The organism is Bordetella parapertussis (genome assembly GCF_020735925.1).
Taxonomy (GTDB): domain Bacteria; phylum Pseudomonadota; class Gammaproteobacteria; order Burkholderiales; family Burkholderiaceae_B; genus Bordetella; species Bordetella pertussis.
Map to the genome: position 1 here is coordinate 2,118,917 of NZ_CP085971.1, position 26,266 is coordinate 2,145,182.

Annotated in this window: 18 protein-coding genes, 2 tRNA genes and 3 rRNA genes; 8 read left to right on the forward strand and 15 right to left on the reverse strand. The window is 65.8% G+C overall.

Going from position 1 to position 26,266, the window contains the following annotated elements; genetic code table 11:
• Positions 1 to 219 precede the first annotated feature (219 nt).
• The 6 genes from LK409_RS10135 to vag8 all read left to right on the forward strand — a co-directional run bounded on the left by LK409_RS10135 (position 220) and on the right by vag8 (position 8,775).
• Positions 220 to 1,750, forward strand: a 16S ribosomal RNA gene (locus LK409_RS10135).
• A gap of 97 nt (positions 1,751 to 1,847) precedes the next feature.
• A tRNA-Ile gene (locus LK409_RS10140) sits at positions 1,848 to 1,924 on the forward strand.
• 20 nt (positions 1,925 to 1,944) lie between these two features.
• A tRNA-Ala gene (locus tag LK409_RS10145) sits at positions 1,945 to 2,020 on the forward strand.
• Between the two features lie 322 nt (positions 2,021 to 2,342).
• A 23S ribosomal RNA gene (locus LK409_RS10150) occupies positions 2,343 to 5,224 on the forward strand.
• 175 nt (positions 5,225 to 5,399) lie between these two features.
• A 5S ribosomal RNA gene (gene rrf / locus LK409_RS10155) occupies positions 5,400 to 5,512 on the forward strand.
• The 16S, 23S and 5S rRNA genes sit together here with 2 tRNA genes alongside, the layout of an rRNA operon.
• Positions 5,513 to 6,027: 515 nt before the next feature.
• Positions 6,028 to 8,775, forward strand: a complete 2,748-nt coding sequence (vag8, locus tag LK409_RS10160; protein WP_010926319.1) for an autotransporter Vag8 — start codon at positions 6,028 to 6,030, stop codon at positions 8,773 to 8,775.
• An 18-nt stretch (positions 8,776 to 8,793) separates the two neighbouring features.
• Here vag8 and LK409_RS10165 read toward each other — a convergent pair whose 3' ends face one another.
• The 7 genes from LK409_RS10165 to LK409_RS10195 form a co-directional block, all read right to left on the reverse strand.
• Positions 8,794 to 9,417 carry a Maf family protein gene (locus tag LK409_RS10165; protein WP_003813200.1) on the reverse strand — a complete coding sequence of 208 codons (624 nt, stop codon included), beginning with the start codon at positions 9,415 to 9,417 and terminating at the stop codon, positions 8,794 to 8,796.
• Between the two features lie 11 nt (positions 9,418 to 9,428).
• A complete protein-coding gene (rlmH, locus tag LK409_RS10170; RefSeq protein ID WP_010928533.1) occupies positions 9,429 to 9,899 on the reverse strand; it encodes a 23S rRNA (pseudouridine(1915)-N(3))-methyltransferase RlmH in 471 nt (156 codons plus the stop codon).
• Between the two features lie 11 nt (positions 9,900 to 9,910).
• On the reverse strand, positions 9,911 to 10,297 hold the full coding sequence (gene rsfS / locus LK409_RS10175) for a ribosome silencing factor (protein ID WP_010928534.1): 387 nt from the start codon (positions 10,295 to 10,297) through the stop codon (positions 9,911 to 9,913).
• 62 nt (positions 10,298 to 10,359) lie between these two features.
• Positions 10,360 to 10,953 carry a nicotinate (nicotinamide) nucleotide adenylyltransferase gene (gene nadD / locus LK409_RS10180; RefSeq protein ID WP_010928535.1) on the reverse strand — a complete coding sequence of 198 codons (594 nt, stop codon included), beginning with the start codon at positions 10,951 to 10,953 and terminating at the stop codon, positions 10,360 to 10,362.
• Complete coding sequence (gene hemF, locus LK409_RS10185) at positions 10,944 to 11,855, reverse strand: oxygen-dependent coproporphyrinogen oxidase (protein ID WP_010926320.1); 912 nt, start codon at positions 11,853 to 11,855, stop codon at positions 10,944 to 10,946. The genes nadD and hemF overlap by 10 nt, the downstream gene beginning before the upstream one ends.
• Before the next feature lie 15 nt (positions 11,856 to 11,870).
• Positions 11,871 to 13,211 (reverse strand): phosphoribosylamine--glycine ligase, encoded by a 1,341-nt coding sequence (purD, locus tag LK409_RS10190; protein ID WP_076879816.1) that lies wholly within the window; start codon positions 13,209 to 13,211, stop codon positions 11,871 to 11,873.
• A 67-nt stretch (positions 13,212 to 13,278) separates the two neighbouring features.
• Complete coding sequence (locus LK409_RS10195) at positions 13,279 to 14,010, reverse strand: YebC/PmpR family DNA-binding transcriptional regulator (RefSeq protein ID WP_003813187.1); 732 nt, start codon at positions 14,008 to 14,010, stop codon at positions 13,279 to 13,281.
• 154 nt (positions 14,011 to 14,164) lie between these two features.
• Here LK409_RS10195 and LK409_RS10200 point away from each other — a divergent pair, with 154 nt between their 5' ends.
• Entirely contained in the window at positions 14,165 to 15,685 is a 1,521-nt protein-coding gene (locus LK409_RS10200) for a helicase HerA-like C-terminal domain-containing protein (protein ID WP_041937212.1), read from the forward strand.
• A 69-nt stretch (positions 15,686 to 15,754) separates the two neighbouring features.
• Here LK409_RS10200 and LK409_RS10205 read toward each other — a convergent pair whose 3' ends face one another.
• Positions 15,755 to 17,125, reverse strand: coding sequence for an aspartate aminotransferase family protein (locus tag LK409_RS10205; RefSeq protein ID WP_010928538.1), 1,371 nt, complete (start codon positions 17,123 to 17,125; stop codon positions 15,755 to 15,757).
• Between the two features lie 136 nt (positions 17,126 to 17,261).
• Between LK409_RS10205 and LK409_RS10210 the strand changes: the two genes are divergently transcribed.
• Positions 17,262 to 18,194, forward strand: coding sequence for a 2-hydroxyacid dehydrogenase (locus LK409_RS10210; RefSeq protein ID WP_003813179.1), 933 nt, complete (start codon positions 17,262 to 17,264; stop codon positions 18,192 to 18,194).
• A gap of 10 nt (positions 18,195 to 18,204) precedes the next feature.
• Here the strand turns inward: LK409_RS10210 and LK409_RS10215 are convergent, their stop codons facing one another.
• From LK409_RS10215 to LK409_RS10245, 7 genes are read right to left on the reverse strand one after another with little or no spacing between them, the layout of a single operon-like run.
• Positions 18,205 to 19,698 (reverse strand): aldehyde dehydrogenase, encoded by a 1,494-nt coding sequence (locus LK409_RS10215; RefSeq protein ID WP_003813176.1) that lies wholly within the window; start codon positions 19,696 to 19,698, stop codon positions 18,205 to 18,207.
• Positions 19,695 to 20,618 (reverse strand): DMT family transporter, encoded by a 924-nt coding sequence (locus LK409_RS10220; protein WP_003820271.1) that lies wholly within the window; start codon positions 20,616 to 20,618, stop codon positions 19,695 to 19,697. The genes LK409_RS10215 and LK409_RS10220 overlap by 4 nt, the downstream gene beginning before the upstream one ends.
• A 2-nt stretch (positions 20,619 to 20,620) precedes the next feature.
• Positions 20,621 to 21,883 (reverse strand): Zn-dependent hydrolase, encoded by a 1,263-nt coding sequence (locus LK409_RS10225; RefSeq protein ID WP_010928539.1) that lies wholly within the window; start codon positions 21,881 to 21,883, stop codon positions 20,621 to 20,623.
• Between the two features lie 19 nt (positions 21,884 to 21,902).
• Positions 21,903 to 22,967 carry a histone deacetylase family protein gene (locus LK409_RS10230; RefSeq protein ID WP_010928540.1) on the reverse strand — a complete coding sequence of 355 codons (1,065 nt, stop codon included), beginning with the start codon at positions 22,965 to 22,967 and terminating at the stop codon, positions 21,903 to 21,905.
• Positions 22,968 to 22,989: 22 nt separating this feature from the next.
• Positions 22,990 to 23,280: a cupin domain-containing protein gene (locus LK409_RS10235; protein WP_033447274.1), complete on the reverse strand. Its 291-nt coding sequence runs from the start codon at positions 23,278 to 23,280 to the stop codon at positions 22,990 to 22,992.
• A gap of 29 nt (positions 23,281 to 23,309) precedes the next feature.
• On the reverse strand, positions 23,310 to 24,584 hold the full coding sequence (gabT, locus tag LK409_RS10240; RefSeq protein WP_003813168.1) for a 4-aminobutyrate--2-oxoglutarate transaminase: 1,275 nt from the start codon (positions 24,582 to 24,584) through the stop codon (positions 23,310 to 23,312).
• Positions 24,585 to 24,624: 40 nt separating this feature from the next.
• On the reverse strand, positions 24,625 to 26,262 hold the full coding sequence (locus LK409_RS10245; RefSeq protein ID WP_003813166.1) for an ABC transporter ATP-binding protein: 1,638 nt from the start codon (positions 26,260 to 26,262) through the stop codon (positions 24,625 to 24,627).
• Positions 26,263 to 26,266: the final 4 nt, after the last annotated feature.

Here is a 26,266-nt window from a genome sequence, read left to right on the forward strand (position 1 = left end):
CAGCGCCGGTCGGAAGGCCGGATGGCAGGGCCGCTCTTTAACAATTTAACAACCGATAAGTGTGGGCACTTGGTGCGAGCGCACGGTGGCGGCTACGGTCGTCATCGAAAGCAAAGCATTATCAAGTGCTCACTGAATGAAGTAAGGTTTTTTAAACCTCACTTCCTTTGAGCAAGCGATACGGATCCTGGTTTCGATCAGGGTCCACACACAGAGATTGAACTGAAGAGTTTGATCCTGGCTCAGATTGAACGCTGGCGGGATGCTTTACACATGCAAGTCGGACGGCAGCACGGGCTTCGGCCTGGTGGCGAGTGGCGAACGGGTGAGTAATGTATCGGAACGTGCCCAGTAGCGGGGGATAACTACGCGAAAGCGTGGCTAATACCGCATACGCCCTACGGGGGAAAGCGGGGGACCTTCGGGCCTCGCACTATTGGAGCGGCCGATATCGGATTAGCTAGTTGGTGGGGTAACGGCCTACCAAGGCGACGATCCGTAGCTGGTTTGAGAGGACGACCAGCCACACTGGGACTGAGACACGGCCCAGACTCCTACGGGAGGCAGCAGTGGGGAATTTTGGACAATGGGGGCAACCCTGATCCAGCCATCCCGCGTGTGCGATGAAGGCCTTCGGGTTGTAAAGCACTTTTGGCAGGAAAGAAACGGCACGGGCTAATATCCTGTGCAACTGACGGTACCTGCAGAATAAGCACCGGCTAACTACGTGCCAGCAGCCGCGGTAATACGTAGGGTGCAAGCGTTAATCGGAATTACTGGGCGTAAAGCGTGCGCAGGCGGTTCGGAAAGAAAGATGTGAAATCCCAGGGCTTAACCTTGGAACTGCATTTTTAACTACCGGGCTAGAGTGTGTCAGAGGGAGGTGGAATTCCGCGTGTAGCAGTGAAATGCGTAGATATGCGGAGGAACACCGATGGCGAAGGCAGCCTCCTGGGATAACACTGACGCTCATGCACGAAAGCGTGGGGAGCAAACAGGATTAGATACCCTGGTAGTCCACGCCCTAAACGATGTCAACTAGCTGTTGGGGCCTTCGGGCCTTGGTAGCGCAGCTAACGCGTGAAGTTGACCGCCTGGGGAGTACGGTCGCAAGATTAAAACTCAAAGGAATTGACGGGGACCCGCACAAGCGGTGGATGATGTGGATTAATTCGATGCAACGCGAAAAACCTTACCTACCCTTGACATGTCTGGAATCCCGAAGAGATTTGGGAGTGCTCGCAAGAGAACCGGAACACAGGTGCTGCATGGCTGTCGTCAGCTCGTGTCGTGAGATGTTGGGTTAAGTCCCGCAACGAGCGCAACCCTTGTCATTAGTTGCTACGAAAGGGCACTCTAATGAGACTGCCGGTGACAAACCGGAGGAAGGTGGGGATGACGTCAAGTCCTCATGGCCCTTATGGGTAGGGCTTCACACGTCATACAATGGTCGGGACAGAGGGTCGCCAACCCGCGAGGGGGAGCCAATCCCAGAAACCCGATCGTAGTCCGGATCGCAGTCTGCAACTCGACTGCGTGAAGTCGGAATCGCTAGTAATCGCGGATCAGCATGTCGCGGTGAATACGTTCCCGGGTCTTGTACACACCGCCCGTCACACCATGGGAGTGGGTTTTACCAGAAGTAGTTAGCCTAACCGCAAGGGGGGCGATTACCACGGTAGGATTCATGACTGGGGTGAAGTCGTAACAAGGTAGCCGTATCGGAAGGTGCGGCTGGATCACCTCCTTTAAGAGCTTGAGTGCTCGTGTCAAGTGTCCACGCTTATCGGTTGTTGTTATATAGCTGCTGGATCGGTGGCTGCTGATCCGAGAGAGAAAGGTTTCGCGGGTCTGTAGCTCAGTCGGTTAGAGCACCGTCTTGATAAGGCGGGGGTCGTTGGTTCGAATCCAACCAGACCCACCAAGGTTTCCTGAGAGGGAAATGGGGGTGTAGCTCAGCTGGGAGAGCGCCTGCTTTGCAAGCAGGATGTCATCGGTTCGATCCCGTTCACCTCCACCAGAACCCGTCTTGAAGATGGGAGCGGGTTGGCAGGCGAGACCAGGAAGGCGAGAGAGCAACGCTTAGTGCTGCGAGTCAGTGTTAAGCGTTGGGTTTTGGCCCGACAGCTATATATGTTCTTTAACAATTTGGAAGAAGCACAACGTAAAGTGTTCGTTTAGTAGTCGACGCGAGTCGATGAAGACGGATACGGGTTGTGATTGCATGATTTTGTTCCAAGTCTCAAGAACTGGCTGGGCGCGCAAGCGTTTGGTCAGGTGCTTTGAACTTATGAACGGCACAAGCGCGAATGAACAGCACCTATAAGACTTTAGTGTTATAGGATCAAGCGACTAAGTGCATATGGTGGATGCCTTGGCGATCACAGGCGATGAAGGACGTAGTAGCCTGCGAAAAGCTGCGGGGAGCTGGCAAACAAGCATTGATCCGCAGATATCCGAATGGGGAAACCCACCGCGCAAGCGGTATCCCTGGCTGAATACATAGGCCAGTGGAGGCGAACCGGGTGAACTGAAACATCTCAGTAGCTCGAGGAAAAGAAATCAACCGAGATTCCGAAAGTAGTGGCGAGCGAAATCGGAAGAGCCTTTACGATTTAGCATTTTGCATAGTCGAACGGAATGGAAAGTCCGGCCGTAGCAGGTGATAGCCCTGTAGACGAAATGCAGAGTGTGGAACTAGGCGTAAGAGAAGTAGGGCGGGACACGTGAAATCCTGTCTGAAGATGGGGGGACCATCCTCCAAGGCTAAATACTCGTGATCGACCGATAGTGAACCAGTACCGTGAGGGAAAGGCGAAAAGAACCCCGGAAGGGGAGTGAAATAGATCCTGAAACCGTATGCATACAAACAGTCGGAGCCTCTTTATGGGGTGACGGCGTACCTTTTGTATAATGGGTCAGCGACTTACATTCAGTGGCGAGCTTAACCGAATAGGGAAGGCGTAGCGAAAGCGAGTCCGAATAGGGCGTCCAGTCGCTGGGTGTAGACCCGAAACCAGATGATCTACCCATGGCCAGGTTGAAGGCACGGTAACACGTGCTGGAGGACCGAACCCACTAGTGTTGAAAAACTAGGGGATGAGCTGTGGATAGGGGTGAAAGGCTAAACAAATCTGGAAATAGCTGGTTCTCTCCGAAAACTATTTAGGTAGTGCCTCAAGTATTACTGCAGGGGGTAGAGCACTGTTATGGCTAGGGGGTCATGGCGACTTACCAAACCATGGCAAACTCCGAATACCTGCAAGTACAGCTTGGGAGACAGAGCACCGGGTGCTAACGTCCGGACTCAAGAGGGAAACAACCCAGACCGCCAGCTAAGGTCCCGAATTATCGCTAAGTGGGAAACGAAGTGGGAAGGCATAGACAGTCAGGAGGTTGGCTTAGAAGCAGCCACCCTTTAAAGAAAGCGTAATAGCTCACTGATCGAGTCGTCCTGCGCGGAAGATGTAACGGGGCTAAGCGATAAACCGAAGCTGCGGGTGTGCACTTTTAGTGCACGCGGTAGGAGAGCGTTCTGTAAGCCTGCGAAGGTGGCTTGTAAAGGCTGCTGGAGGTATCAGAAGTGCGAATGCTGACATGAGTAGCGATAAAGGGGGTGAAAAGCCCCCTCGCCGTAAGTCCAAGGTTTCCTGCGCAACGTTCATCGGCGCAGGGTGAGTCGGCCCCTAAGGCGAGGCAGAGATGCGTAGCTGATGGGAAGCTGGTTAATATTCCAGCACCGTCGTACAGTGCGATGGGGGGACGGATCGCGGAAGGTCATCAGGGTGTTGGACGTCCCTGTTGCTGCATTGAAGATGGCGCTTAGGCAAATCCGGGCGCGAGAATCAAGGGTGTGGCACGAGCGAGCAAGTCTCGCGAAGTGATTGGAAGTGGTTCCAAGAAAAGCCTCTAAGCTTCAGCTGTACGAGACCGTACCGCAAACCGACACAGGTGGACGGGATGAATATTCCAAGGCGCTTGAGAGAACTCAGGAGAAGGAACTCGGCAAATTGATACCGTAACTTCGGGAGAAGGTATACCCTGGTAGTGTGAAGCGCCTGCGCGCTGAGCATGAAGGGGTCGCAGAGAATCGGTGGCTGCGACTGTTTATTAAAAACACAGCACTCTGCAAAGACGAAAGTCGACGTATAGGGTGTGACGCCTGCCCGGTGCCGGAAGGTTAAGTGATGGGGTGCAAGCTCTTGATCGAAGCCCCGGTAAACGGCGGCCGTAACTATAACGGTCCTAAGGTAGCGAAATTCCTTGTCGGGTAAGTTCCGACCTGCACGAATGGCGTAACGATGGCCACACTGTCTCCTCCTGAGACTCAGCGAAGTTGAAGTGTTTGTGATGATGCAATCTACCCGCGGCTAGACGGAAAGACCCCATGAACCTTTACTGTAGCTTTGCATTGGACTGTGAACCGGCCTGTGTAGGATAGGTGGGAGGCGCAGAACTCGAGTCGCCAGATTCGAGGGAGCCATCCTTGAAATACCACCCTGGTTTGTTTGCGGTTCTAACCTTGGTCCGTTATCCGGATCGGGGACAGTGCATGGTAGGCAGTTTGACTGGGGCGGTCTCCTCCCAAAGCGTAACGGAGGAGTTCGAAGGTACGCTAGGTACGGTCGGAAATCGTGCTGATAGTGCAATGGCATAAGCGTGCTTGACTGTGAGACTGACAAGTCGAACAGGTGCGAAAGCAGGACATAGTGATCCGGTGGTTCTGAATGGAAGGGCCATCGCTCAACGGATAAAAGGTACTCTGGGGATAACAGGCTGATACCGCCCAAGAGTTCATATCGACGGCGGTGTTTGGCACCTCGATGTCGGCTCATCTCATCCTGGGGCTGTAGCCGGTCCCAAGGGTATGGCTGTTCGCCATTTAAAGAGGTACGTGAGCTGGGTTTAAAACGTCGTGAGACAGTTTGGTCCCTATCTGCCGTGGGCGTTGGATACTTGACGGAGCCTGCTCCTAGTACGAGAGGACCGGAGTGGACGTACCTCTGGTGTACCGGTTGTCATGCCAATGGCATTGCCGGGTAGCTAAGTACGGAAGAGATAACCGCTGAAGGCATCTAAGCGGGAAACTCGTCTGAAGATTAGGTATCCCGGGGACTAGATCCCCCTGAAGGGTCGTTCGAGACCAGGACGTTGATAGGTCGGGTGTGGAAGCGCAGTAATGCGTTAAGCTAACCGATACTAATTGCCCGTGAGGCTTGATCCTATAACTCTCAAGTCTTAATTATTACCGCTGGACAGTAAGCGCCAGCGCCGTTCATACCAACACAACATACACACGCAACCCGCGTCGCTGCCAGTCCCAACCGACTGCCAGGCGCACGCTGTGCTTCTTCCAGATTCAAGCCGTTGACCATGCGTCAACCGCTTAGCCGGTTACGCCTGACGACCATAGCAAGGTGGTCCCACTCCTTCCCATCCCGAACAGGACAGTGAAACGCCTTCGCGCCGATGATAGTGGATGTACATCTGTGAAAGTAGGTCATCGTCAGGCTTTTATTGCTCAAAACCCCGCAGCCTCATGGCTCGCGGGGTTTTGTTTTTGGGGGGACGCCCAGGCGCCCGCACCTCGCCGGGTGCCTGTCCCCGCAGGGGGACGGGCACCTGCAGACATCCCAGCTTCTGACCGTGCTGCCTGCAGCGTGTGTCAGTCCCCGTGCGGGGACAGACACCCGCCGTGGAATCCTGCCTCGGCAGCACATCCGCCTATCGTAGTGACAAGCAGGCGCCCAGGCGCCCGCATCCGCCGCACCTCGCCGGGTGCCTGTCCCCGCAGGGGGACTGGCACCTGCAGACATCCCCTGCTTCTGACCGTGCTGCCTGCAGCGCGTGTCAGTCCCCGTGTGGGGCCAGACACACACTGTGGAATCGCGCTTGGGGATTTTTCAGATTTGAGTGCTCCATTGCCGCCGTGTTGCATCGATTGATATCGAGGCGGCCAAGGCGCTTTCTGTCAATCATCTCCTTGTGCCTGGTTACTCAATTCCTTTTTAGCCAAGAGGTGTTGAGATGGCAGGACAAGCGAGGAGATGGTACGGCGCAGGCGGACGCCATCCAATCCATTTCCAAATTTCAGCGGGCGCTGCGTTGATGCTGGGCCTGCTGGACGCCGCCGGCGCCGCCGCAGTCACGGCAGCGCAGCGAATCGATGGCGGCGCCGCGTTTCTGGGCGATGTCGCCATAGCGACGACCAAGGCGTCCGAGCACGGCATCAACGTGACCGGCCGGCAGGCAGAGGTTCGGGTGACGGGCGGCGCCATACGGACGAGCGGCAACCAGGCCCAGGGCGTGCGGGTCGGCACCGAAAATGCGCAGGACAACACCGCGCTGGGCGCGTCGGTCTCTTTGCAGAACCTGATCATCGAGACTGCCGGGACCGGGGCCCTGGGCGTCTCTGTCCATGAGCCGCAGGGAGGCGGCGGTACACGCTTGTCCATGTCCGGGACGACGGTGCGCACGCGCGGCGATGACAGTTTCGCCCTGCAGCTTTCAGGGCCTGCCAGCGCCACGTTGCATGGCGTGGCGCTGGAGACGGCCGGCCAGCAGGCGCCCGCGGTGGTGCTGTGGCAAGGCGCACAGTTGAACGCACAGGGGCTGGTGGTTCAGGTCGACGGGGCAGGCGTTTCCGCGATACATGCGCAGGATGCCGGCAGCTTCACGTTGTCGGGTTCGGATATTACCGCCCGGGGCCAGGAAGTCGCCGGGATCTATGTGCAGGAAGGCATGCAGGGGACGTTGACGGGTACGCGGGTCACGACGCAGGGCGATACCGCGCCCGCCTTGCAGGTGGAGGACGCGGGTACGCACGTCAGCATGAACGGCGGCGCGTTGTCGACCTCCGGCGCGAATTCGCCCGCTGCATGGCTGCTGGCCGGCGGTTCCGCGCAGTTCCGCGATACGGTATTGAGTACCGTCGGCGAGGCCTCGCATGGCGTGGACGTCGCGGCGCACAGCGAGGTCGAACTGGCGCATGCGCAGGTGCGGGCCGGCGGCCAAGGGGCTCATGGCCTGGTGGTGACGCGAAGCAGCGCGATGGTGCGGGCGGGTTCACTGGTGGAGAGCACCGGAGACGGCGCCGCAGCGCTGCTGGAAAGCGGGCATCTTACGGTGGACGGCAGCGTAGTCCATGGCCACGGCGCGGCCGGGTTGGAGGTCGACGGCGAGAGCAATGTGTCCCTGCTCAACGGCGCACGCCTGTCGTCGGACCAGCCGGCGGCGATCAGGCTGATCGACCCTCGGTCGGTCCTGAACCTCGACATCAAGGACCGGGCGCAGCTATTGGGCGACATTGCGGCAGAGCCGCAGCAGCCGGACGGTTCGCCCGAGCAGGCCAGGGTTCGTGTGGCGCTCGCCGACGGGGGGACGTGGGCGGGCCGCACGGACGGCGCGGTCCATACGGTTCGCTTGCTCGATCGTGGCGTCTGGACCGTGACGGGCGATTCCCGGGTGGCCGAGGTCAAGCTGGAGGGCGGCACGCTGGCGTTTGCGGCACCGGCGCAGCCCAAGGGCGCTTTCAAGACACTGGTCGCGACGCAGGGCATTTCCGGTACGGGCACGATAGTCATGAATGCGCATTTGCCCAGCGGCACGGCCGATGTGCTGCTGGCGCCCCAGGGATTCGGCGACCGGCAGGTGCTGGTGGTCAACAACACGGATGATGGCACCGAGAGCGGCGCGAGCAAGGTGCCGCTGATCGAAGACGAACAAGGCCATACGGCGTTTACGCTGGGCAACATGGGGGGACGGGTGGACGCGGGTGCGCGCCAGTACGAATTGACGGCGAGCGAGGCGCAGGCCGACAAGGCCCGCACCTGGCAGCTGACGCCGACCAACGAGTTGTCCACCACGGCGACCGCCGCCGTGAATGCGATGGCGATCGCGGCGTCGCAGCGCATCTGGCAGGCCGAAATGGACGTGTTGCTGCGCCATATGAGCGGCCTGCATTCGAGCGGGTCGCCGGGCGGATTCTGGGCGCGCGGCCTGAGCCAGCGCCAGAGGCTCGATACCGGTTACGGACCCTGGCAGAAGCAGACCGTCAGCGGAATAGAGCTGGGCATCGACAGGCGGGTGGCCGGCGGCGCAACGACGGCGTGGTCCGTCGGCATGCTGGCCGGCTACAGCGAGACCCGGCGCGATGGCGGCGCATACCGCGCCGGGCATGTGCACAGCGCGCACGTCGGCGCGTATGTCTCCTACCTGAATGATTCGGGCTCCTATGTGGATGGCGTGGTCAAGTACAACCGTTTTCGGCATGGTTTCGATGTCCGCACGACCGACCTGAAGCGGGTCGATGCCAAGCACCGCAGCCACGGCCTGGGCGCGTTGCTGCGCGGCGGGCGCCGTATCGATATCGATGGCGGCTGGTATGTCGAGCCGCAGGCTTCGGTGGCGTGGTTCCATGCCGACGGCAGCCGCTACGAGGCCAGCAATGGCCTGCGCGTGCGCGCCGACAGCGCGCATTCATGGGTGTTGCGCGCCGGGGCGGAGGCGGGCCGGCAGATGAGGCTGGCCAATGGCAATATCGTTGAACCCTATGCGCGCTTGGGCTGGGCCCAGGAGCTGGGGGCCGATAACGCGGTCTACACCAATGGCATCAGGCATGTCACGCGTTCGCGCGGCGGATTCGCCGAGGCCCGCGTGGGGGTGGGCGCCTTGCTGGGCAAGCGGCATGCCTTGTACGCCGACTACGAGTACGCCAAGGGCGCGCGGTTCGAGGCGCCCTGGACCTTGCAGCTGGGGTATCGCTACAGCTGGTGACCGCGCCGCCGGCGTCGCTCAGGGCACGGCGATGCCGGCGCTGCGCAGCAGGGCGGCGGTTTCGTAGAGGGGCAGGCCCATGACGCCGGTGTAGCTGCCCGCGATATGCGAGACGAAGGCGCCGGCCAGCCCCTGTATGCCGTAGGCGCCGGCCTTGCCGTAGGGTTCGCCGCTGTCGCAGTAGCGTTGCAGTTCGGCTTGTTCGAGCGCGCGCATGCGCACGCGCGTGATGGAGACGTCTTCGCGCAGCCTGCCTTGGTGGCAGAGGGCGACGGCGGTGTGGACTTCGTGTTCGCGGCCGGACAGGGCCGCGAGCATGCGCAGCGCGTCGGCGCGGTCGGCTGGTTTGCCCAGCACGATGCCGTCGACAATGACGGTGGTGTCGGCGGCCAGCAGCGGCAGGTCGGGTAGTTGCTGGCTGTGCAGCCACGCCTGGCCGCGCTCGGCCTTGTCGCGGGCAGTGCGCCGGACGTAGTCGCACGCGGCTTCGCCGGGATGTTGCGGTTCGTCTTCGCCGGGCGGCGCCGGGACGCGCAGTACGGTGTGTGTCAGGCCGATCTGCAGCAGCAGTTCGCGGCGTCGCGGGCTGGCCGAGGCCAGGTAGAGGCGGGGCGGATCGGCGGCAAGGGTGGCGTCGGACATCGGCGGGCCGTTCAGGCGCGGTGATAGGGGTGGTTGGTCATGATGGCCCAGGCACGGTAGAGCTGTTCGGCCAGCAGCACACGCACCATGGGGTGCGGCAGCGTCAGCGAGGACAGGCGCAACAGGCCTTCGCAGGAGGCCTTGAGGGCGGCGTCCAGGCCGTCGGGGCCACCCACCAGGAAGGCGACGTCGCGCCCGCCGGCGCGCCATTTTTCGAGCTGCTGCGACAGCGCCACGGTGGTGAGGTCGCGGCCGCGCTCATCGAGCGCGATGCGCAGCACGCCGGGCGGCTGCGCCGTTTCGATGCGGCGCGCTTCGGCGGCCATCATTTGCGCCGGCGTCTTGCCGCTGGTGCGCGGTTCGGGCTTGATCTCGCGCAGTTCGAGCGCGCAGTCGGCGGGCAGGCGTTTGGCGTAGTCATCCCAGGCGGTTTCGACCCAGCCGGGCATGCGGGTGCCGACCGCGGCGACGATGAGTTTCATCGCCCCGCCGGTTACAGCGCGCCGGCGCCGGGCATGGCGGGGCGCGTCGATTCGGGCAGCAGTTTGACGCGTACCGGCTTGCCGCCCCAGATCTCTTCGAGGTTGTAGTACTGGCGGATGGCGGGCTGCATGACGTGCACGACGATGTAGCCCAGGTCGACCACGACCCATTCGCCGGTGTCCTCGCCTTCGACGGTGATGCCGGTCAGTTTGAGCGCACGGCCGCGATCGGCCACGCTGGAGGTCAGCGCCCGTGTCTGGCGGTTGGAGGTGGCGCTGGCGATGATGACGCGGTCGAACAGACTGGTCAGCTCGCTGGTGTTGAACACCTTGATGTCTTGCGCCTTGACATCCTCGAGGGCGTCGATGATGGCGCGTTGCAGTTTTTGTATATCCATAACGATAAATATAACCCGCGGCGCGGGTGTAGATGTGGCGGACTGGGCCCGTTTGGACGGGTTCAGCGGTACAGGTGATGCGTGGCGATATAAGCCGCGACCGGCTCGGGCAGCAGGCCGTCGGTGGCGGCGTCGGCGGCCAGGCGCTGGCGGATGTCGGAGGCCGATACGGCCATGGGTGCGAAGGGCAGTTCGTGCAGCTGGCGCCGGTGCGCGGCCAGCCACGTGGCCAGCTCGGCCGGCGGGGCGATCGAGGCGCCGGGCCGGGTGGCCACGGCCAGCTCGATGCGGGCGGCGATGTCCTGCCAGTCGCGCCAGGTGCAGAAATTCTGCAGCTGGTCGGTGCCCAGCAGCCAGAAGTACTGCGGGCCCCCGGGCAGGGCGCGCACGGTGTCGGCGGTGTAGGTGGCGCCGCCGCGCTCGATTTCGACCGGGTTGATGGCCAGGGCGGGGTGGCCGGCGATGGCCAGTTCCAGCATGCGCAGGCGGTGTGGCGCCGAGGCCTTCAGGGGTTGGCGTTGCCAGGGGTTGGCGGCCGGTATCAGTTGTACCTGGTCCAGCCCGAGGAACTGCCTGGCGGTGTCGGCCAGCGCGATATGCGCGACGTGCACCGGGTCGAAGCTGCCGCCGAGCAGGCCGATGCGTGTCACACCCATTCCCGGGGCCGCAGGAACTCGGCCAGGGCGGCTTCGGGCGTGCCGGCCTGCGGCTGCCAGTCGTAGCGCCATTGCGCCAGCGGCGGCATGGACAGCAGGATGGATTCGGTGCGGCCGCCCGATTGCAGGCCGAACAGGGTGCCGCGGTCGAACACCAGATTGAATTCGACGTAGCGGCCGCGCCGGTAGGCCTGGAAGTCGCGCTCGCGTTCGCCGTAGGGCATGTCGCGGCGGGCCTGGACGATGGGCAGGTAGGCGGGCAGGAAGCTGTCGCCGACCGAGCGCGTGAGCGCGAACGAGGCGTCGAAACCGGGGTCGTTCAGGTCGTCGAAGAAGATGCCGCCGATGCCGCGGGTTTCGTTGCGGTGCTTGAGGAAGAAGTATTCGTCGCACCACTGCTTGTAGCGCGGGTAGTAATCGGCGCCGTGCGGGTCCAGCGCGTCGCGGCAGGCGCGGTGGAAATGGCGCGCGTCGTCCTCGAACGGGTAGTACGGGGTGAGGTCGAGCCCGCCGCCGAACCAGAAGACGTCGGATTCGGCATGCCCGGGGCGCGCGGCGGCCACGAACATGCGCACGTTCATGTGCGTGGTGGGCACATAGGGGTTGCGCGGGTGCAGGACCATGGAGACGCCCATGGCTTCCCAGCCGCGGCCGGCCAGCTCGGGGCGGTGGGCGCTGGCCGATGGCGGCAGGCGCGTGCCCTTGACATGGCTGAACAGCACGCCGGCGCGTTCGAACAGTTGGCCGCCCTCGAGCAGGCGCGACACGCCGCCGCCGCCCTCGGCGCGTTGCCAGGCATCGGTGCGAAACGCCTCGCCGCCGGCCTGCTCGAGCGCGGCGACGATGCGGCCTTGCAGGTCGGTGAGGTAGTCGCGTACGGCGGGAATGGCTACGGCGGTCATGGCGCTAAACGGCGATCAGGCGGTGGGTTTGGGGGCTTTCTGCTGCGAGGGCTTGAGCGCGCGCCAGCCGATGTCGGTGCGGTACTGGCGGCCGTCGAAGTGGATGGCGTCCACGGCCTCGTAGGCGCGGTCGCGCGCGATGCGCACGGAGTCGCCCAGGGCGGTGACGCACAGCACGCGCCCTCCGGTGGTCTTGGTGGCATCGCCGTCCAGGGCGGTTGCCGCGTGGAATACCACGCAGTCTTCCGTTGCGGCGGGCAGGCCGGCGATCACGTCCCCGGTGCGCGGCGTGGCAGGGTAGTTGTGGGCGGCCAGCACCACGCCCAGGGCGGTGCGGCGGTCCCAGACGATGTCGGCCTGGTCGAGCGTGCCGTCGACGGCATGCTCGAACGCATCGAGCAGGTCGCTCTTGACGCGCATCATGATGGGCTGGGTTTCCGGGTCGCCCATGCGGCAGTTGTACTCCAGCGTCTTGATGGGCCGGTCGGGATCATCGCCGGCCGCGATCATCAGGCCGGCATACAGGAAGCCGGTGTAGGGGATGCCGTCGCGCGCCATGCCCTGCACGGTCGGCAGGATGATTTCGCGCATGATGCGGTGGTGCAGCTCGGGTGTGACGACCGGGGCGGGCGAATAGGCGCCCATGCCGCCGGTGTTGGGGCCGGCGTCGCCGTCCTTCAGGCGCTTGTGGTCCTGGCTGGTGGCCAGGGCGAGCACATGGCGGCCGTCGCACATGACGATGAAGCTGGCTTCTTCGCCGGTGAGGAATTCTTCGATCACCACGCGCGCGCCGGCCTCGCCCAGCGAGCCGTCGCCCAGCATGGCGTCGATCGCGCCATGCGCCTCGTCCAGCGTCATGGCGACCACCACGCCCTTGCCGGCGGCCAGGCCGTCGGCCTTGATCACGATGGGCGCGCCGTGCTGGTCGACATAGGCGTGCGCCTGGGCCGGATCGGTGAAGGTTTCGTAGCGCGCCGTGGGGATGGCATGGCGGACCATGAAGGCCTTGGCGTAATCCTTCGAGCTTTCCAGCTGCGCGGCCGCCTTGGTCGGACCGAAGATCTTCAGGCCGCGGGCGCGGAACACGTCGACCACGCCGGCGGCCAGGGGCGCCTCGGGGCCGACCACGGTCAGCGATACGCCCTCGCGCTGGACGAAGTCGGCCAGTTCCTCGGCGCTGCTCAGCGGTACGTTCTCGAGCTGCTCGCCCTGCGCGGTGCCGCCGTTGCCGGGCGCCACGTAGACCTTGTGGACGCGCGGGGAGCGGGCCAGACGCCATGCGAGGGCGTGTTCGCGGCCGCCCGAGCCGATTACCAGGAGTTTCATGTTGCGGGGTTTCTGAAGGTTGCCACTCATGCCCGTGGAGAAGGCGCGGCGCTTGCACGGCAAGGCCGGGAAACGGGCGGCACGGCCGCCCGGACGGTTATTGCGCTTCGTCGAACACGACGTTGGTGTAGACCTCCTGCACGTCGTCCAGGCTTTCCAGGACGTCGAGCAGCTTCTGCATCTTGACGGCGTCTTCGCCGGTGAGCTCGGTTTCATTGAGCGCCTTCATGACCACGCCGTCGACTTCCGCCTTCAGGCCGGCGGCCTCGAAGGCCTGGCGTACGGCGGTGAAATCGGCCGGCGCACAGACGACTTCGATGACGCCTTCCTCGTCGGTGGCGATGTCCTCGGCGCCGGCCTCCAGGGCGGCTTCCATGACGGCTTCCTCGGAGGTGCCGGGCGCGAACACGAACTGGCCGCAGTGCTTGAACATGAAGGCCACCGAGCCTTCCTGGCCCAGGTTGCCGCCATGCTTGGCGAAGGCGTGGCGCACTTCGGCGACGGTGCGGGTGCGATTGTCGGTCATGCAGTCGACGATGACCGCCGCGCCGCCGATGCCGTAGCCTTCGTAGCGGACTTCCTCGTAGCTTTCGCCGTCGGCGCCGCCGGCGCCGCGCTGGATGGCCCGCTGGATGTTGTCCTTGGGCATGTTGGCGTCGGTCGCCTTGTCCCAGGCCATGCGCAGGCGCGGGTTGCTGTCCGGGTCGGCGCCGCCGGCACGCGCGGCGACGGTGATTTCACGAATGATCTTGGTCCAGAGCTTGCCCCGCTTGGCGTCCTGGCGGCCCTTGCGGTGCTGGATGTTGGCCCATTTACTGTGTCCGGCCATGGCTTCTCGAAGAATTTGTCGGCAAAGATGCCTATTTTAGCCTGCCTGGGGCCCTGCCGCCCCGCAGGCGTGTGTCGTGCATGCCACGGCCCACAAGCGGCGGCCCAGGCTCTACACTTGGGCGTCCGATTTTGCCCCCTTCCGGACAGCGGTTATGCCTGATCCCATTGTTATCGCCAAGAATGTCCAGACCGAGCTGGCGCTGCTGCCCGCGCTGGCCAATCGGCACGGCTGCATTACCGGCGCCACCGGCACGGGCAAAACGGTGACGCTTCAGGTGCTCGCCGAGGCGTTTTCCCGTATTGGCACGCCGGTTTTCATGGCTGATGTAAAGGGGGATCTGACCGGGGTATCGCAGGCGGGTACGCCATCGCCGAAGTTGCAGGAGCGTCTGAAGAACCTGGGCCTGCCCGAGCCAGCCTGGGGCGCCAGCCCGGTATCGCTGTGGGATGTGTTCGGCGAACAGGGCGTGCCGATCCGCGCCACGGTGTCGGACATGGGGCCCTTGCTGCTGTCGCGCATGCTGGAGCTCAACGATACCCAGGAAGGGGTGCTGACGCTGGTGTTCCGCGTGGCCGACGACGAGGGGCAGTTGCTGCTGGACCTGAAGGACTTGCGCGCCATGCTGCAGAACGTGGCGGACCGCTCGGCCGAGCTGAAGACGCGCTATGGCAATGTGTCGGCCGCCACGGTGAGCGCCATCCAGCGCGGCCTGCTGCGGCTGGAGTCGCAGGGCGCCGAGCAATTCTTCGGCGAGCCCATGCTGGATGTGCACGATCTGCTGCGCACCGATGCGCAGGGGCGCGGCATGGTCAATATCCTGGCGGCCGACAAGCTGATGCAGGCGCCGCGCCTGTACGGGGTGTTCCTGCTCTGGCTGCTGGCCGACCTGTACGAGAAGCTGCCCGAGATCGGCGACCCAGAGCAACCCGGGCTGGTGTTCTTCTTCGACGAGGCGCACCTGCTGTTCAATGATGCGCCATCGGCGCTGCTGGACAAGATCGAGCAGGTGGTGCGGCTGGTGCGCTCCAAGGGCGTGGGGGTGTATTTCGTGACGCAGAATCCGCTGGACATCCCGGACACCGTGCTGGGCCAGCTGGGCAACCGCATCCAGCACGCCTTGCGCGCCTTCACGCCGCGCGACCAGAAGGCGGTCAAGACGGCGGCGCAGACGATGCGCCCGAATCCGGGGCTGGATATCGAGGCCGCCATCACGGAGCTCGGCGTGGGCGAGGCCCTGGTCTCGCTGCTGGATGCCAAGGGACGGCCGACCCCGACCGAACGCGCCTGGATCCTGCCGCCGGGTAGCCGCATCGGCCCGGCCACCGATGCCGAGCGCCAGGCCTTGAGGCAGGCCATGCCGCTGGCGCCCAAGTACGAGCAGACCGTCGACCGCGAGTCGGCCTACGAGGTGCTGACCGCGCGCGCCGCGGCCGATGCGCCGGCCACGGACGGCGCCCGCGCGCCCGCGGGCAAGAATGGCGCGCCGGCCGCGCCCGCCGAGGAGGGCGGGCTGATGCAAGGCATCAACGAGGTGCTGTTCGGTTCGACCGGCCCGCGCGGCGGCAAGCGCGACGGCGTGGTCCAGAGCGTGGCCAAGAGCACGGCGCGCCAGATGGCGCGCGAACTGGTGCGGGGCGTGCTGGGATCCCTGCTGGGATCGCGGCGGCGCTGAGGGTCAGCTGGCGCGCGCGCTGTTGCCGCGGCCGAGGCCGCGGCGCCGGCATGCGCGCGCGCCCGCCGATCAGCCCTGCGCGACGTGGGCGGCGACGTCGTCCAGGGTGCGGGCAAAGCGCGCGACCATGTCGCGCACCTGTTCGGCGGTGATGATCAGGGGCGGGCAGAAGGCCACGGTGTCCTGGATGCCGCGCACGATCAGGCCATGGTCGTGCGCGCGCTCGTAGGCGTAGCCGCCGGCCTTGCCGAGCGGGTCGAAGGGCTGGCGCGTGGCCTTGTCGGCCACCAGCTCCACGCCGGCGATCAGGCCGACGCCGCGCACCTCGCCCACCAGCGGATGGCTGGACAGGGCCTGCAGCTCCAGGTGCAGCAGCGCGCCCATTTCGGCGGCGTGCTCGATCAGGCCGCGTTCGTCGATCAGGCGCAGGTTCTCCAGCGCCACCGCGGTGGCGACCGGGTGGCCGCTGGCCGTATAGCCATGCCCGAAAGTGCCCAGGCGGCCGCTGTGTTCGGCCACCACGTCGGCCACGCGGGCATTGAGCAGCACCGCGCCCAGCGGCTGGTACGAGGAGGTGATCTGCTTGGACAGCACCATGATGTCCGGCTCGATGTCGAAGACCTGCGAGCCGAAGCGCTGGCCCAGGCGCCCGAAGCCGGTGATGACTTCGTCGGCGATGACCAGGATGTCGTACTTGCGGCACACCGCCTGGATTTTCTGCCAGTAGGTGCGCGGGGGCACGATGACGCCGCCGGCGCCCATGACAGGTTCGCCGATGAAGGCGGCCACCGTGTCTGGGCCTTCTCGCAGGATCATGGCCTCGAGTTCGCCGGCCATGCGGGTGGCGAAATCTTCCTCGGTTTCGCCCGGCAGGCCGTAGCGGTAGTAGTGCGGGCAGGCGGTGTGGCGGATCTGCGGCAGCGGCAGGTCGAAGTCCTTGTGGTTGCCGGGCAGGCCGGTGAGGCTGGTCGAGGCGACCGTGACGCCGTGGTAGCCGCGCTGGCGCGCGATGATCTTCTTCTTGTCTCGGCGGCCCAGCGCATTGTTGTAGTACCACACCAGCTTGACGACCGTGTCGTTGGCCTCGGAGCCGGAGTTGGTGAAGAACGCCTGGGCCATGCGCCCGTCGGTGTAGCCGATCAGGCGCTCGGCCAGCGCGATGACGCTGGGGTGCGACTTGTGCGTGAACGTATGGTAGTAGGGCAGTTCCTGGAACTGGCGCGCCGCGGCCTCGACCAGGCGCTGCTCGCCGAAACCCACCGCGACGCTCCACAGGCCGGCCATTCCTTCGAGGTAGCGGTTGCCCTGGTCGTCGAACACGTATACGCCTTCACCGTGGGTGATGATGCGCGGGCCCACGTCGCGGTGCTTGACCGCGTTGGTGTAGGAGTGCAGCTGGTACTGGATGTCCTGCTGCTGGGCGGAGCTGAGAGTGGTCATGGTTGCGTTTCCGTTGCGGTGATGCCGGATTCCTGGACGAGGCTGTTATATCATCGCCATTATCCGCCAAGACGGCGCCGCGCAGGCGTGGCGCCGGCTATGGTCCCTACCGCCTGCCTGCCGCCATGGAACCGCCGTGAAAATCATCTACGCCTCCTGCAATGCCATCGATCCGCGCGAATGGACGGAGCCCTTGCAGGCGGCCTTGCCCGAGGCCGAGGTGGTCGCATGGCAGGCGGGCCAGCCGGTCCAGCATGCCGAACTGGCGGTGGTCTGGAACCCGCCGGCCGAATTGTTCGAGCGCGAGCTTGGCCTGCGCGCGGCGTTCAACCTGGGCGCCGGCGTGGACGCGCTGTTCAGGCTGGAGACGCTGCCGCCGGATTTTCCCGTGGTGCGACTGGAGGACGCGGGCATGGCGGTGCAGATGGCCGAGTACGCGGCGCATGCGCTGGTGCGCGCCAGCCGCCAGTTCGACGCGTATGACGCGCAGCAGCGCGCCGGGCAATGGCATCCGCTGCCCGAGCTCGATCGCACGCAATGGCCGGTGGGCGTGCTGGGCATGGGCGTGATGGGTACGCGCGTGGCGCAGACCCTGGCCGGCATGGATTATCCGGTGGCGGGCTGGTCGCGCAGCGGCAATGCGCCGCAGGGCGTGCAGGCCTTTGGCGGCGCCGATGCGCTGCCGGCCTTCCTGGCGCGCACCCGGGTGCTGGTCAACACGCTGCCGCTGACCGACGAGACGCGCGACCTGTTGCGCCGCGATACCCTGTCGCAATTGCTGCCGGGCGCCCACCTGATCAACATGGGGCGCGGCGAGCACCTGGTGGAAGAGGACCTGCTGGCGCTGCTCGACAGCGGGCATATGGCAGGCGCGGCGCTCGACGTGTTTCGCGAAGAGCCCCTGCCGGCCGGCCACCCGTTCTGGTCGCATCCGCGCGTGGCGATCACCCCGCACATCGCGGCCATCAGCCTGCGCCGTGAAACGGTGGCGCAGCTGGCGGCCAAGATCCGCGCCTTCCTGCGCGGCGAGCCGGTCACCGGCATGGTCACGCGCCGCCGCGGCTACTGAGCGGCCCCGGCTACAGGCGGATCCAGGTCGTCTTCAGCGAGGTGTACTTGTCCAGCGCGTGCAGCGACTTGTCGCGCCCGAAGCCGGATTGCTTGACGCCGCCGAACGGCACCGTCACGTCGCCGTCGAAGTAGCAGTTCACCCATACCAGGCCGGCGCGCAGCCTGCGCGAGACGCGGTGGGCGCGCGACAGGTCGGCCGTCCACAGGCCCGACCCCAGGCCATAGGCGGAGGCATTGGCCTGCGCCACCACCTCGTCTTCGCCGTCGAACCGGGTGACCGCCAGCACGGGGCCGAAGATCTCCTCGCGCACGATGGTCAGGTCGGGCCGCGCGCATTCGAAGATGGTGGGTTCTATGTAGTAGCCGCCGCTGTCGGCGCGCACGCGCTCGCCGCCCATGCGCAGCCGCGCGCCTTCGCGCCGGCCGCTTTCGACATATTCCAGCACGCGCGCCATCTGCCTTTCATCGACCATGGCGCCCATCGGCGAGGCCGGGTCGAGCGGATTGCCCGGCTGCATCGCGCGCGCGCACGCCTCCACCTTGCTGACGAAGGTGTCGTAGATGCCGGCTTGCACGTACAGGCGCGAGCCGGCGATGCAGACCTCGCCCTGGTTGTTGAAGATGCCGATGGCCGCCGCCAGGGCGGCGCGGTCCAGGTCGGGGCAGTCGTCGAAAATGATGTGCGGCGACTTGCCGCCGCATTCCAGCCAGATCTGCTTGAGGTTGGATTGCCCGGAATACTCCATGAAGCGCTTGCCGGTGGCGGTCGAGCCGGTGAACGCCAGGCAATCCACGTCCATGTGCAGTCCCAGCGCGCGCCCGGCCACCGGGCCGGCGCCCGGCACCACGTTGAGCACGCCGGCGGGGATGCCGGCCTGGAGCGCCAGTTCGGCCAGCCGCAGGGCCGACAGCGAGGACTGCTCGGCCGGCTTGAGGATCACGCTGTTGCCGGCGGCCAGCGCCGGCGCCACCTTCCACGAGGCCATCAGCAGCGGGTAGTTCCATGGCACCACGGCGGCCACCACGCCCAGCGGTTCGCGCGTGATGGTGGCCAGCGCGTCGGCGTCGGTGGGGGCGATTTCGTCGTACTGCTTGTCGATGGTCTCGGCATACCACGCGTAGGTATGCGCGGTTTCTGGGATGTCGAAGGCCATGGTGTCGCCGATCGGCTTGCCCATGTCCAGCGTTTCGATCAGGGCCAGTTCTTCGGCGTGCTCGCGGATCAGCGCGGCCAGGCGCAGCATGCACTGCTTGCGCTCGCGGCGCGGCATGCGCGACCACACGCCGGACTCGAAGGCGCGCCGCGCAGCCGCGACGGCCTGGTCGATATCGGCTTGCGAGCAGGCCGTCACTTCGGCGAGCAACTGGCCGGTGGCCGGGTTGATGGCGGCCAGCGGTCCGGCCCGGCCATCGTGCCAGCGGCCGTCGATGAAGGCCTGGTTGCGCAGCGTCAGGCCGGCGGCGAGGGATTCCCAATGGGACAGCGGGGGCAGGGTGCTCATGCGGCGGACTCCTTGTCGCGAACGGGCAGGCGCGGCGTGCCGGGGGCGCGCCGCGTGACGAGGAAAATGCCGGCGGCCACGATCAGCGCCATGCCGGCTGTGGCCGGCGCGTCGGGTGGCATGCCGAACCAGAAGGTGCTGAAGGCGACGGCCATCAGCAGATGGCAGTAGTTCAGCGGCGCCAGCGTCGAGGCTTCGACGCGCTGGAAGGCGCCGATCAACAGGATCTGCGCCAGGCCGTTGCACAGGCCCAGGGCGATGATCACCAGGCTGTCGGCCAGGCCCGGCCAGGGCTGCGGCAGGAAAAACGGCGCCGGCAGCGCCGTCATCAGCAGGCAGATGAAGGCGGTGTAGGCGTACTGCACGTGGCCCGGCACCTGGCCGGCCAGCTTGCGCGTGAGCAGCTGGAAAATGGCGTAGCTCACGGCGGCCACCGCCATCAGCACGGTGCCCAGCGCGGGCAGGTCGGCGCCCGGCCGCACGATCAGCAGCATGCCGCCGAACCCGACCGCCACCGCCAGCCACTGGGCGCGTCCGACCGATTCGCCCAGCAGCCAGGGCGACAAGGCCACCATGATCATCGGCGAGGTGAAGTAGATGGCGGTGGCCTCGGACAGCGGCATCCAGATCAGCGCCGTCATGAAGCAGGTGCCCACCGTGCCCAGCATCAGGCCGCGCACCACCAGCAGGCCGCGGCGCGGCGTGGCCGACAGGCGCGGCAGGCCGTGGCGCAGCAGCATGAACGCGGCGATGGTGGCCACCGCCGTGTAGCGCATCACATTCAGGAACGGCGCCGGATAGAACTGCAGCATGTACTTGCAGGCCGCGTCGAAGGTGGCAAAGGCCACCAGCGCGCCGAAGAACAGCGCGATGCCGAGGCGCCGCTGGCGGGCGGCGGCCGGCGCCGGGGCGGGGGCCATGTTCAGCGCTCCACCATGCCCGCGTGCTGCAGCATGGCGCCCAGCAGGACGTTGGCGCCGGCCTCCAGGTGGGCCGGGTCGGCGTCTTCCACTTCGTTGTGGCTGATGCCGTCCTTGCAGGGCACGAAGATCATCGCCGTCGGGCTGACGGTAGCCACGTAGACGGCGTCGTGGCCGGCGCCGGTGACGATGTCCATATGGCTGTAGCCACGCGCCTCGGCCTGCTGGCGCACCGCGCCGATCAGGGCGGGCTCGAAGGGCGTGAGGGGAAAGTGCTGGACGTCGCGCAGATCGACGTCGACCGGATAGCCGGTGGTGTCGCCCGCGCCCAGCGCCTGGCAGGCCTGGCGCAGGCGGGCGTCCATCTCGGCCAGGCGCACGGCGTCCGGGTGGCGCAGGTCGACCGTGAACGACACCTTGCCGGGAATGACGTTACGCGAGGACGGATAGACGTTGGCCACGCCCACGGTGCCGCGGCCCTGGGGGGCGTAGTCCAGCGCGATGCGCACGACTTCCTGCATCAGGTGCGTGGCGGCGTACAGGGCGTCGCGGCGCATGGGCATGGGCGTGGGGCCGGCGTGCGCCTCCATGCCGGTCACGGTGACGTCGTACCAGCGCAGGCCGAGCGAGCCGGTGACCACGCCGATGACCTTGTCCTCGGCTTCCAGGATGGGGCCTTGCTCGATATGCGCCTCGAAGTACTTGCCCAGCTTGCGCTGGCCCACCGGCGCGTCGCCGGCGTAGCCGATGCGCGCCAGCTCGTCGCGCACCGATTTGCCGTCCACGTCGGTGGCCGACAGGGCCGTCTCGAGCGGAAAGATGTTGCAGAAGACGCCGGAGCCCATCATGACGGGCACGAAGCGCGTGCCTTCCTCGTTGGTCCAGATCGCCAGTTCCAGCGGCGCCTCGGTGCGCACGTCGTGGTCCTGCAGCGTGCGCATGACCTCCAGTCCGGCCAGGACGCCGAAGCATCCGTCGAACTTGCCGCCGGTGGGCTGGGTGTCGATGTGGCTGCCGGTGGCCACGCTGGGCAGTTCCGGGCGCGCGCCGGGCCGGCGGCCGAAGATGTTGCCGACCTGGTCGACGGTGATTTCCAGGCCCGCTTCGCGCATCCAGCGCACCAGCAGGTCGCGGCCCTGGCCGTCCAGTTCGGTCAGCGCCAGGCGGCAATTGCCGCCCTTGGGCGTGGCGCCGATTTTCGCCAGCTCCATGAGCGAGTCCCACAGGCGTTGGCCGTTGATCGAAAGTGCGGTGGCAGTAGTCATGATGAGGCTCCGTTGCGGGTCAGACTGTGGCGGGCGCCATGCCCTGCAGGAAGGCTTCCAGCGCCGGGCCGATGGCCGGCACCATATAGCCGCCTTCCTGGACGACCACGGTGGGCAGGCCCAGGCCGTTGATGCGTTCGCCGATCTGGCGGTAGGCGTCCATGTCCAGCTTGAGCACGCTGATGGGGTCGTCCTTGTAGGTGTCGAAGCCCAGCGCCAGCACCAGCGCGCGCGGCCGGTAGTCGCGCAGCGCGGTCAGGGCGCTGTCCAGGGTTTCCAGGAAAATGGCGTTGCGCGCGCCGTGCGGCAGGGGGAAGTTCAGGTTGTAGCCGTGGCCGCTGCCGTAGCCGCGCTCGTGTGCATAGCCAGTGTAGAACGGGTAGTACCCGGACGGGTCGGCGTGCAGCGAGATAGTCATCACGTCCGAACGCTGGTAGAAGATGTTCTGCGTGCCATCGCCATGATGCGCGTCGACGTCCAGCACCACGACGCGCTCGCAGCGTTGCGCCAGGCGCTGCGCGGCCGCCGCGCTGCTGTTGAGGTAGCAGAAGCCGCCGGCGCGGTCGCGGTGCGCATGGTGTCCGGAAGGCCGGCACAGCGCGTAGGCGAGGGCCTGGTTCTGCAGCGCCCAGTCGGCGGCGGCCACGCCGCAATGGGTCGAGCGCAGGGCCGAGCGCCAGGTATGCGGTCCGACCGGGCACGACAGGTCGCTCAGGTAGTAGCCGGTTTCGGCCACGATGGAAGTGGAGGGGCACGGGCCGCGGGCGGCATGCTCGACCCGGCCGTTGTAGTAGGGCGACAGGTTGGGCAGCACTTCGGGGCCCGGGTCGGCGCCGTTGGCGCGCATCGCCTGCCAGCGGGTGTACGCGTGTTCGAGATAGTCGAGGTACTCGTGGCTGTGTATGCCCTCGAGCGGCTCGCGGCCGTAGTCGGGCGGGCTGTCCACCGTCACGCCGCGCGAGGCCAGCATGGCGCGCAGCGTCTCGGCGCGGGTCGGCACGTCGGTGGGCGCGCTGATGCGGCCCAGCCGCATGAATTGCTCGGGCACATGCAACAGCTGTTCTTCGGAAAAAAACGCCTTCATGGCTGTCCTCGCTGATTGGGGGCTACGCTGCTTTGATCTCGATTTCCACGAAGACGAATTCCGTGTCGCTGGGGTTGATCACGTTGTGCTCCACGCCCTCCGGGCGGGTATAGGAAACGCCGCGGGTGAGCTGGCTGGTGACCGACCCTTCGGGGGTTTCCAGCAGCAGCGGGCCGGTGGTCATGGGCACGACGACATAGTCCATGCCATGGCGATGCCAGCCGGTTTCGCCGCCGGGCGGAAAGCGCCACTCGGTCACCTTGACCCGCTCGTTGTCGATCTGCACCGTGGGGATGGCGCCTGGGCGTTTCATGGTCAATCTCCTTGGTCGTGTGTGGGCATTCAAGCGTTCTGGCCGCGCAACGTCCGGGCCAGGATGTCCAGCGCTTCGCGCATGACCGCCTCCGGGATCGTCAGCGGGAAAAGAAAGCGGATGACGTTGCCGTCGCTGCCGCAGGTCAGGAGCAGCAACCCCTGTTCGAGCGCGCGGGCCTGGACCTGGCGCGCGAATTCGGGGCTGGGCGCATCGCTGCCGGGCTGGCGGAATTCCACCGCCACCATGGCGCCCAGCGCCCGCACCTCGGCGATCTCGGGGACGTCGTGGCGCTGCGCCTCCAGGTGGTCGCGCAACTGGTGGCCCAGGCGCGTGCCGCGCGCCAGCAGGTCCTCGGCCTCGATGATGCGGATCACCTCCAGCGCGGCGGCGACCGCCAGCGGATTGCCGGCATAGGTGCCGCCCAGGCCGCCCGGCGGCGGCGCGTCCATGACCTCGGCGCGGCCGCACACCGCCGACAGCGGCATGCCGCCGGCCAGGCTCTTGGCCATGGCGGTCAGGTCGGCCGCCACGCCGTAGTGTTCCATCGCGAACAGCTTGCCGGTGCGGCCGAAGCCGGTCTGGACTTCGTCGGCGATCAGCAGGATGCCGTGGTCGTCGCACAGGGCGCGCAGCGCCTGCATGAAGGCCGGCGGGCAGATATTGAAACCGCCCTCGCCCTGTACCGGTTCGATGATGATGGCCGCCACGCGGCGCGGGTCCACGTCGGTCTTGAATAGGGTCCCCAGGGCCGCCAGCGCGTCATCGGTGGATACCCCGTGCAGCGCGTTCGGATACGGCACATGGTAGATGTCGGCCGGAAACGGACCGAAGCCCACTTTGTACGGCACGACCTTGCCGGTCAGGGCCATGCCCAGCAGCGTGCGGCCGTGGAACGCCGCGCCGAAGGCGACGACGGCGGGCCGGCCGGTGGCCGCGCGAGCGATCTTGACGGCGTTCTCGACCGCCTCGGCTCCCGTGGTGAAGAGGGCGGTCTTCTTGGCGAAATCGCCCGGCGCCAGCTGGTTGATCCGTTCGGCCAGCTGGATATAGCTGGCGTACGGGACGATCTGGTAGGCCGTGTGGGTGAAGCGGCTCATCTGCGCCTGCAGCGCCTGCATCAGCTGCGGATGGCGATGGCCGGTGTTGAGCACGGCGATGCCGCCGGCGAAGTCGATGTAGCGGCGGCCTTCGGTATCCCACAGTTCGGCGTTCTCGGCGCGGTCCGCGTAGAAGTTGCACATCACGCCCACGCCGCGCGGCGTGGCGGCCTCCTTGCGGCGGGTCAGTTCTGCGTTGTCCATGTCGGCTCTCCTGTGCGGCGCGATCGAGGGCGTTGCGGCCCTAGGCGGTCTGCGCCTTGGTCGGGTCCCAGTGCTGGCCGGGAACGGCGGCGATCAACTGCTGCGTATAAGGGTTCTGCGGCTGGTCGAAAATCTGCGCGGGGGTGCCGTACTCCACCACCTTGCCGCGGTGCATGACCAGCACGGCATTGCAGATCTGCGCCGCCACGCGCAGATCGTGGGTGATGAAGATCAGCGCGATGCGCAGGCGCTGCTGCAATTCGTGCAGCAGCTGAAGCACCTGCGCCTGCACCGACACGTCCAGCGCCGAAACCGACTCGTCGGCCACCAGCACCTGCGGCTCCAGCGCCAGGGCGCGCGCGATGCCGATGCGCTGGCGCTGGCCGCCGGAGAACTGGTTGGGATAGCGGTCGAAGGCCGAGGGGTCGAGTCCCACCAGGGTCAGCAGTTCGCGCGCGCGGGCTTCGGCCTGGGCGCGCGTCTTGCCGTTGGCGACCGGGCCGTCGCTGATGATGCGGCCCACGGTCTGGCGCGGGTTGAGCGAGGCGAACGGATCCTGGAAAATCATCTGGATGTCCTTGCGCAACGGCCGGAACTGGCTTTCGGACAATCCGGCGATATCGCGCCCGTTGAACACCAGCTTGCCGCCGTCGATGCCGATCAGCTTGAGCAGGCATTTGCCGATGGTGGACTTGCCCGAACCGGATTCGCCGACGATGCCCAGCGTTTCGCCGCGGCGCACCTCGAAGCTGACCTCGTCGACCGCGCGCACCACCCGCTTCTTGCCGAACCAGCCATGGCCGGTGACATAGGTCTTGCACAGCTTGTCGACCGCCAGCACCGGCGCGTCCTGCGCCACCGGGGGGCGAGCGTCGGCGCGCCGGTGCGGGACGGCGGCGATCAGGCGGCGCGTATACGGGTGTTGCGGGCGGTTGAGGACTTCCTCGGCCGGACCTTGCTCGACCAGGATGCCTTGTTCCATCACCGCTACCCGATGGGCGATCTCGGCCACCACGCCGAAGTCATGCGTGACGAACATCACGCCCATGCCCTTTTCCTTCTGGATCCGGGCGATCAGGGCGAGGATCTGCGCCTGGGTGGTGACATCCAGGGCGGTGGTGGGCTCATCGGCGATGAGCAGGGCCGGCTCGAGCGCCAGGGCCATGGCGATCATCACGCGCTGGCGCTGGCCGCCGGACAGGCGGAATGGGTACACGTCGCACAGGACGGCCGGGTCGGGCAGGCCGACGAACGCCAGCAGCTCGAGCACGCGGCGCTGGCGTTGCGGACCGGGGTAGGCGTCGTGTACGCGCATGACTTCGCCGATCTGCTCGCCCACGGTCATCAGCGGATTGAGGGCCGACAGCGGCTCCTGGAAGATCATGGCCATGTCCTTGCCGCGCATCGACAGCAGGGTGGCCTCGTCCTGCCGCAGCAGGTCCTTGCCGCGGAACAGGATCTGGCCGCCCTGCGGCTGGAGGTAGTCGGGCAGCAGGCCCATGATGGCGTTGGCGCTCATCGACTTGCCCGAGCCGGACTCGCCGACGATGCACAGGATCTCCCCGGCGCGGATGTCGTAGGACACATCGCGCACGGCGTATTCGCGGTCGCCGCCGCGCGGCAGCGCAATGGTCAGGTCGCGTACCGAAAGCAGGGTTTCATGGTCGTTCATGGTCATTCCC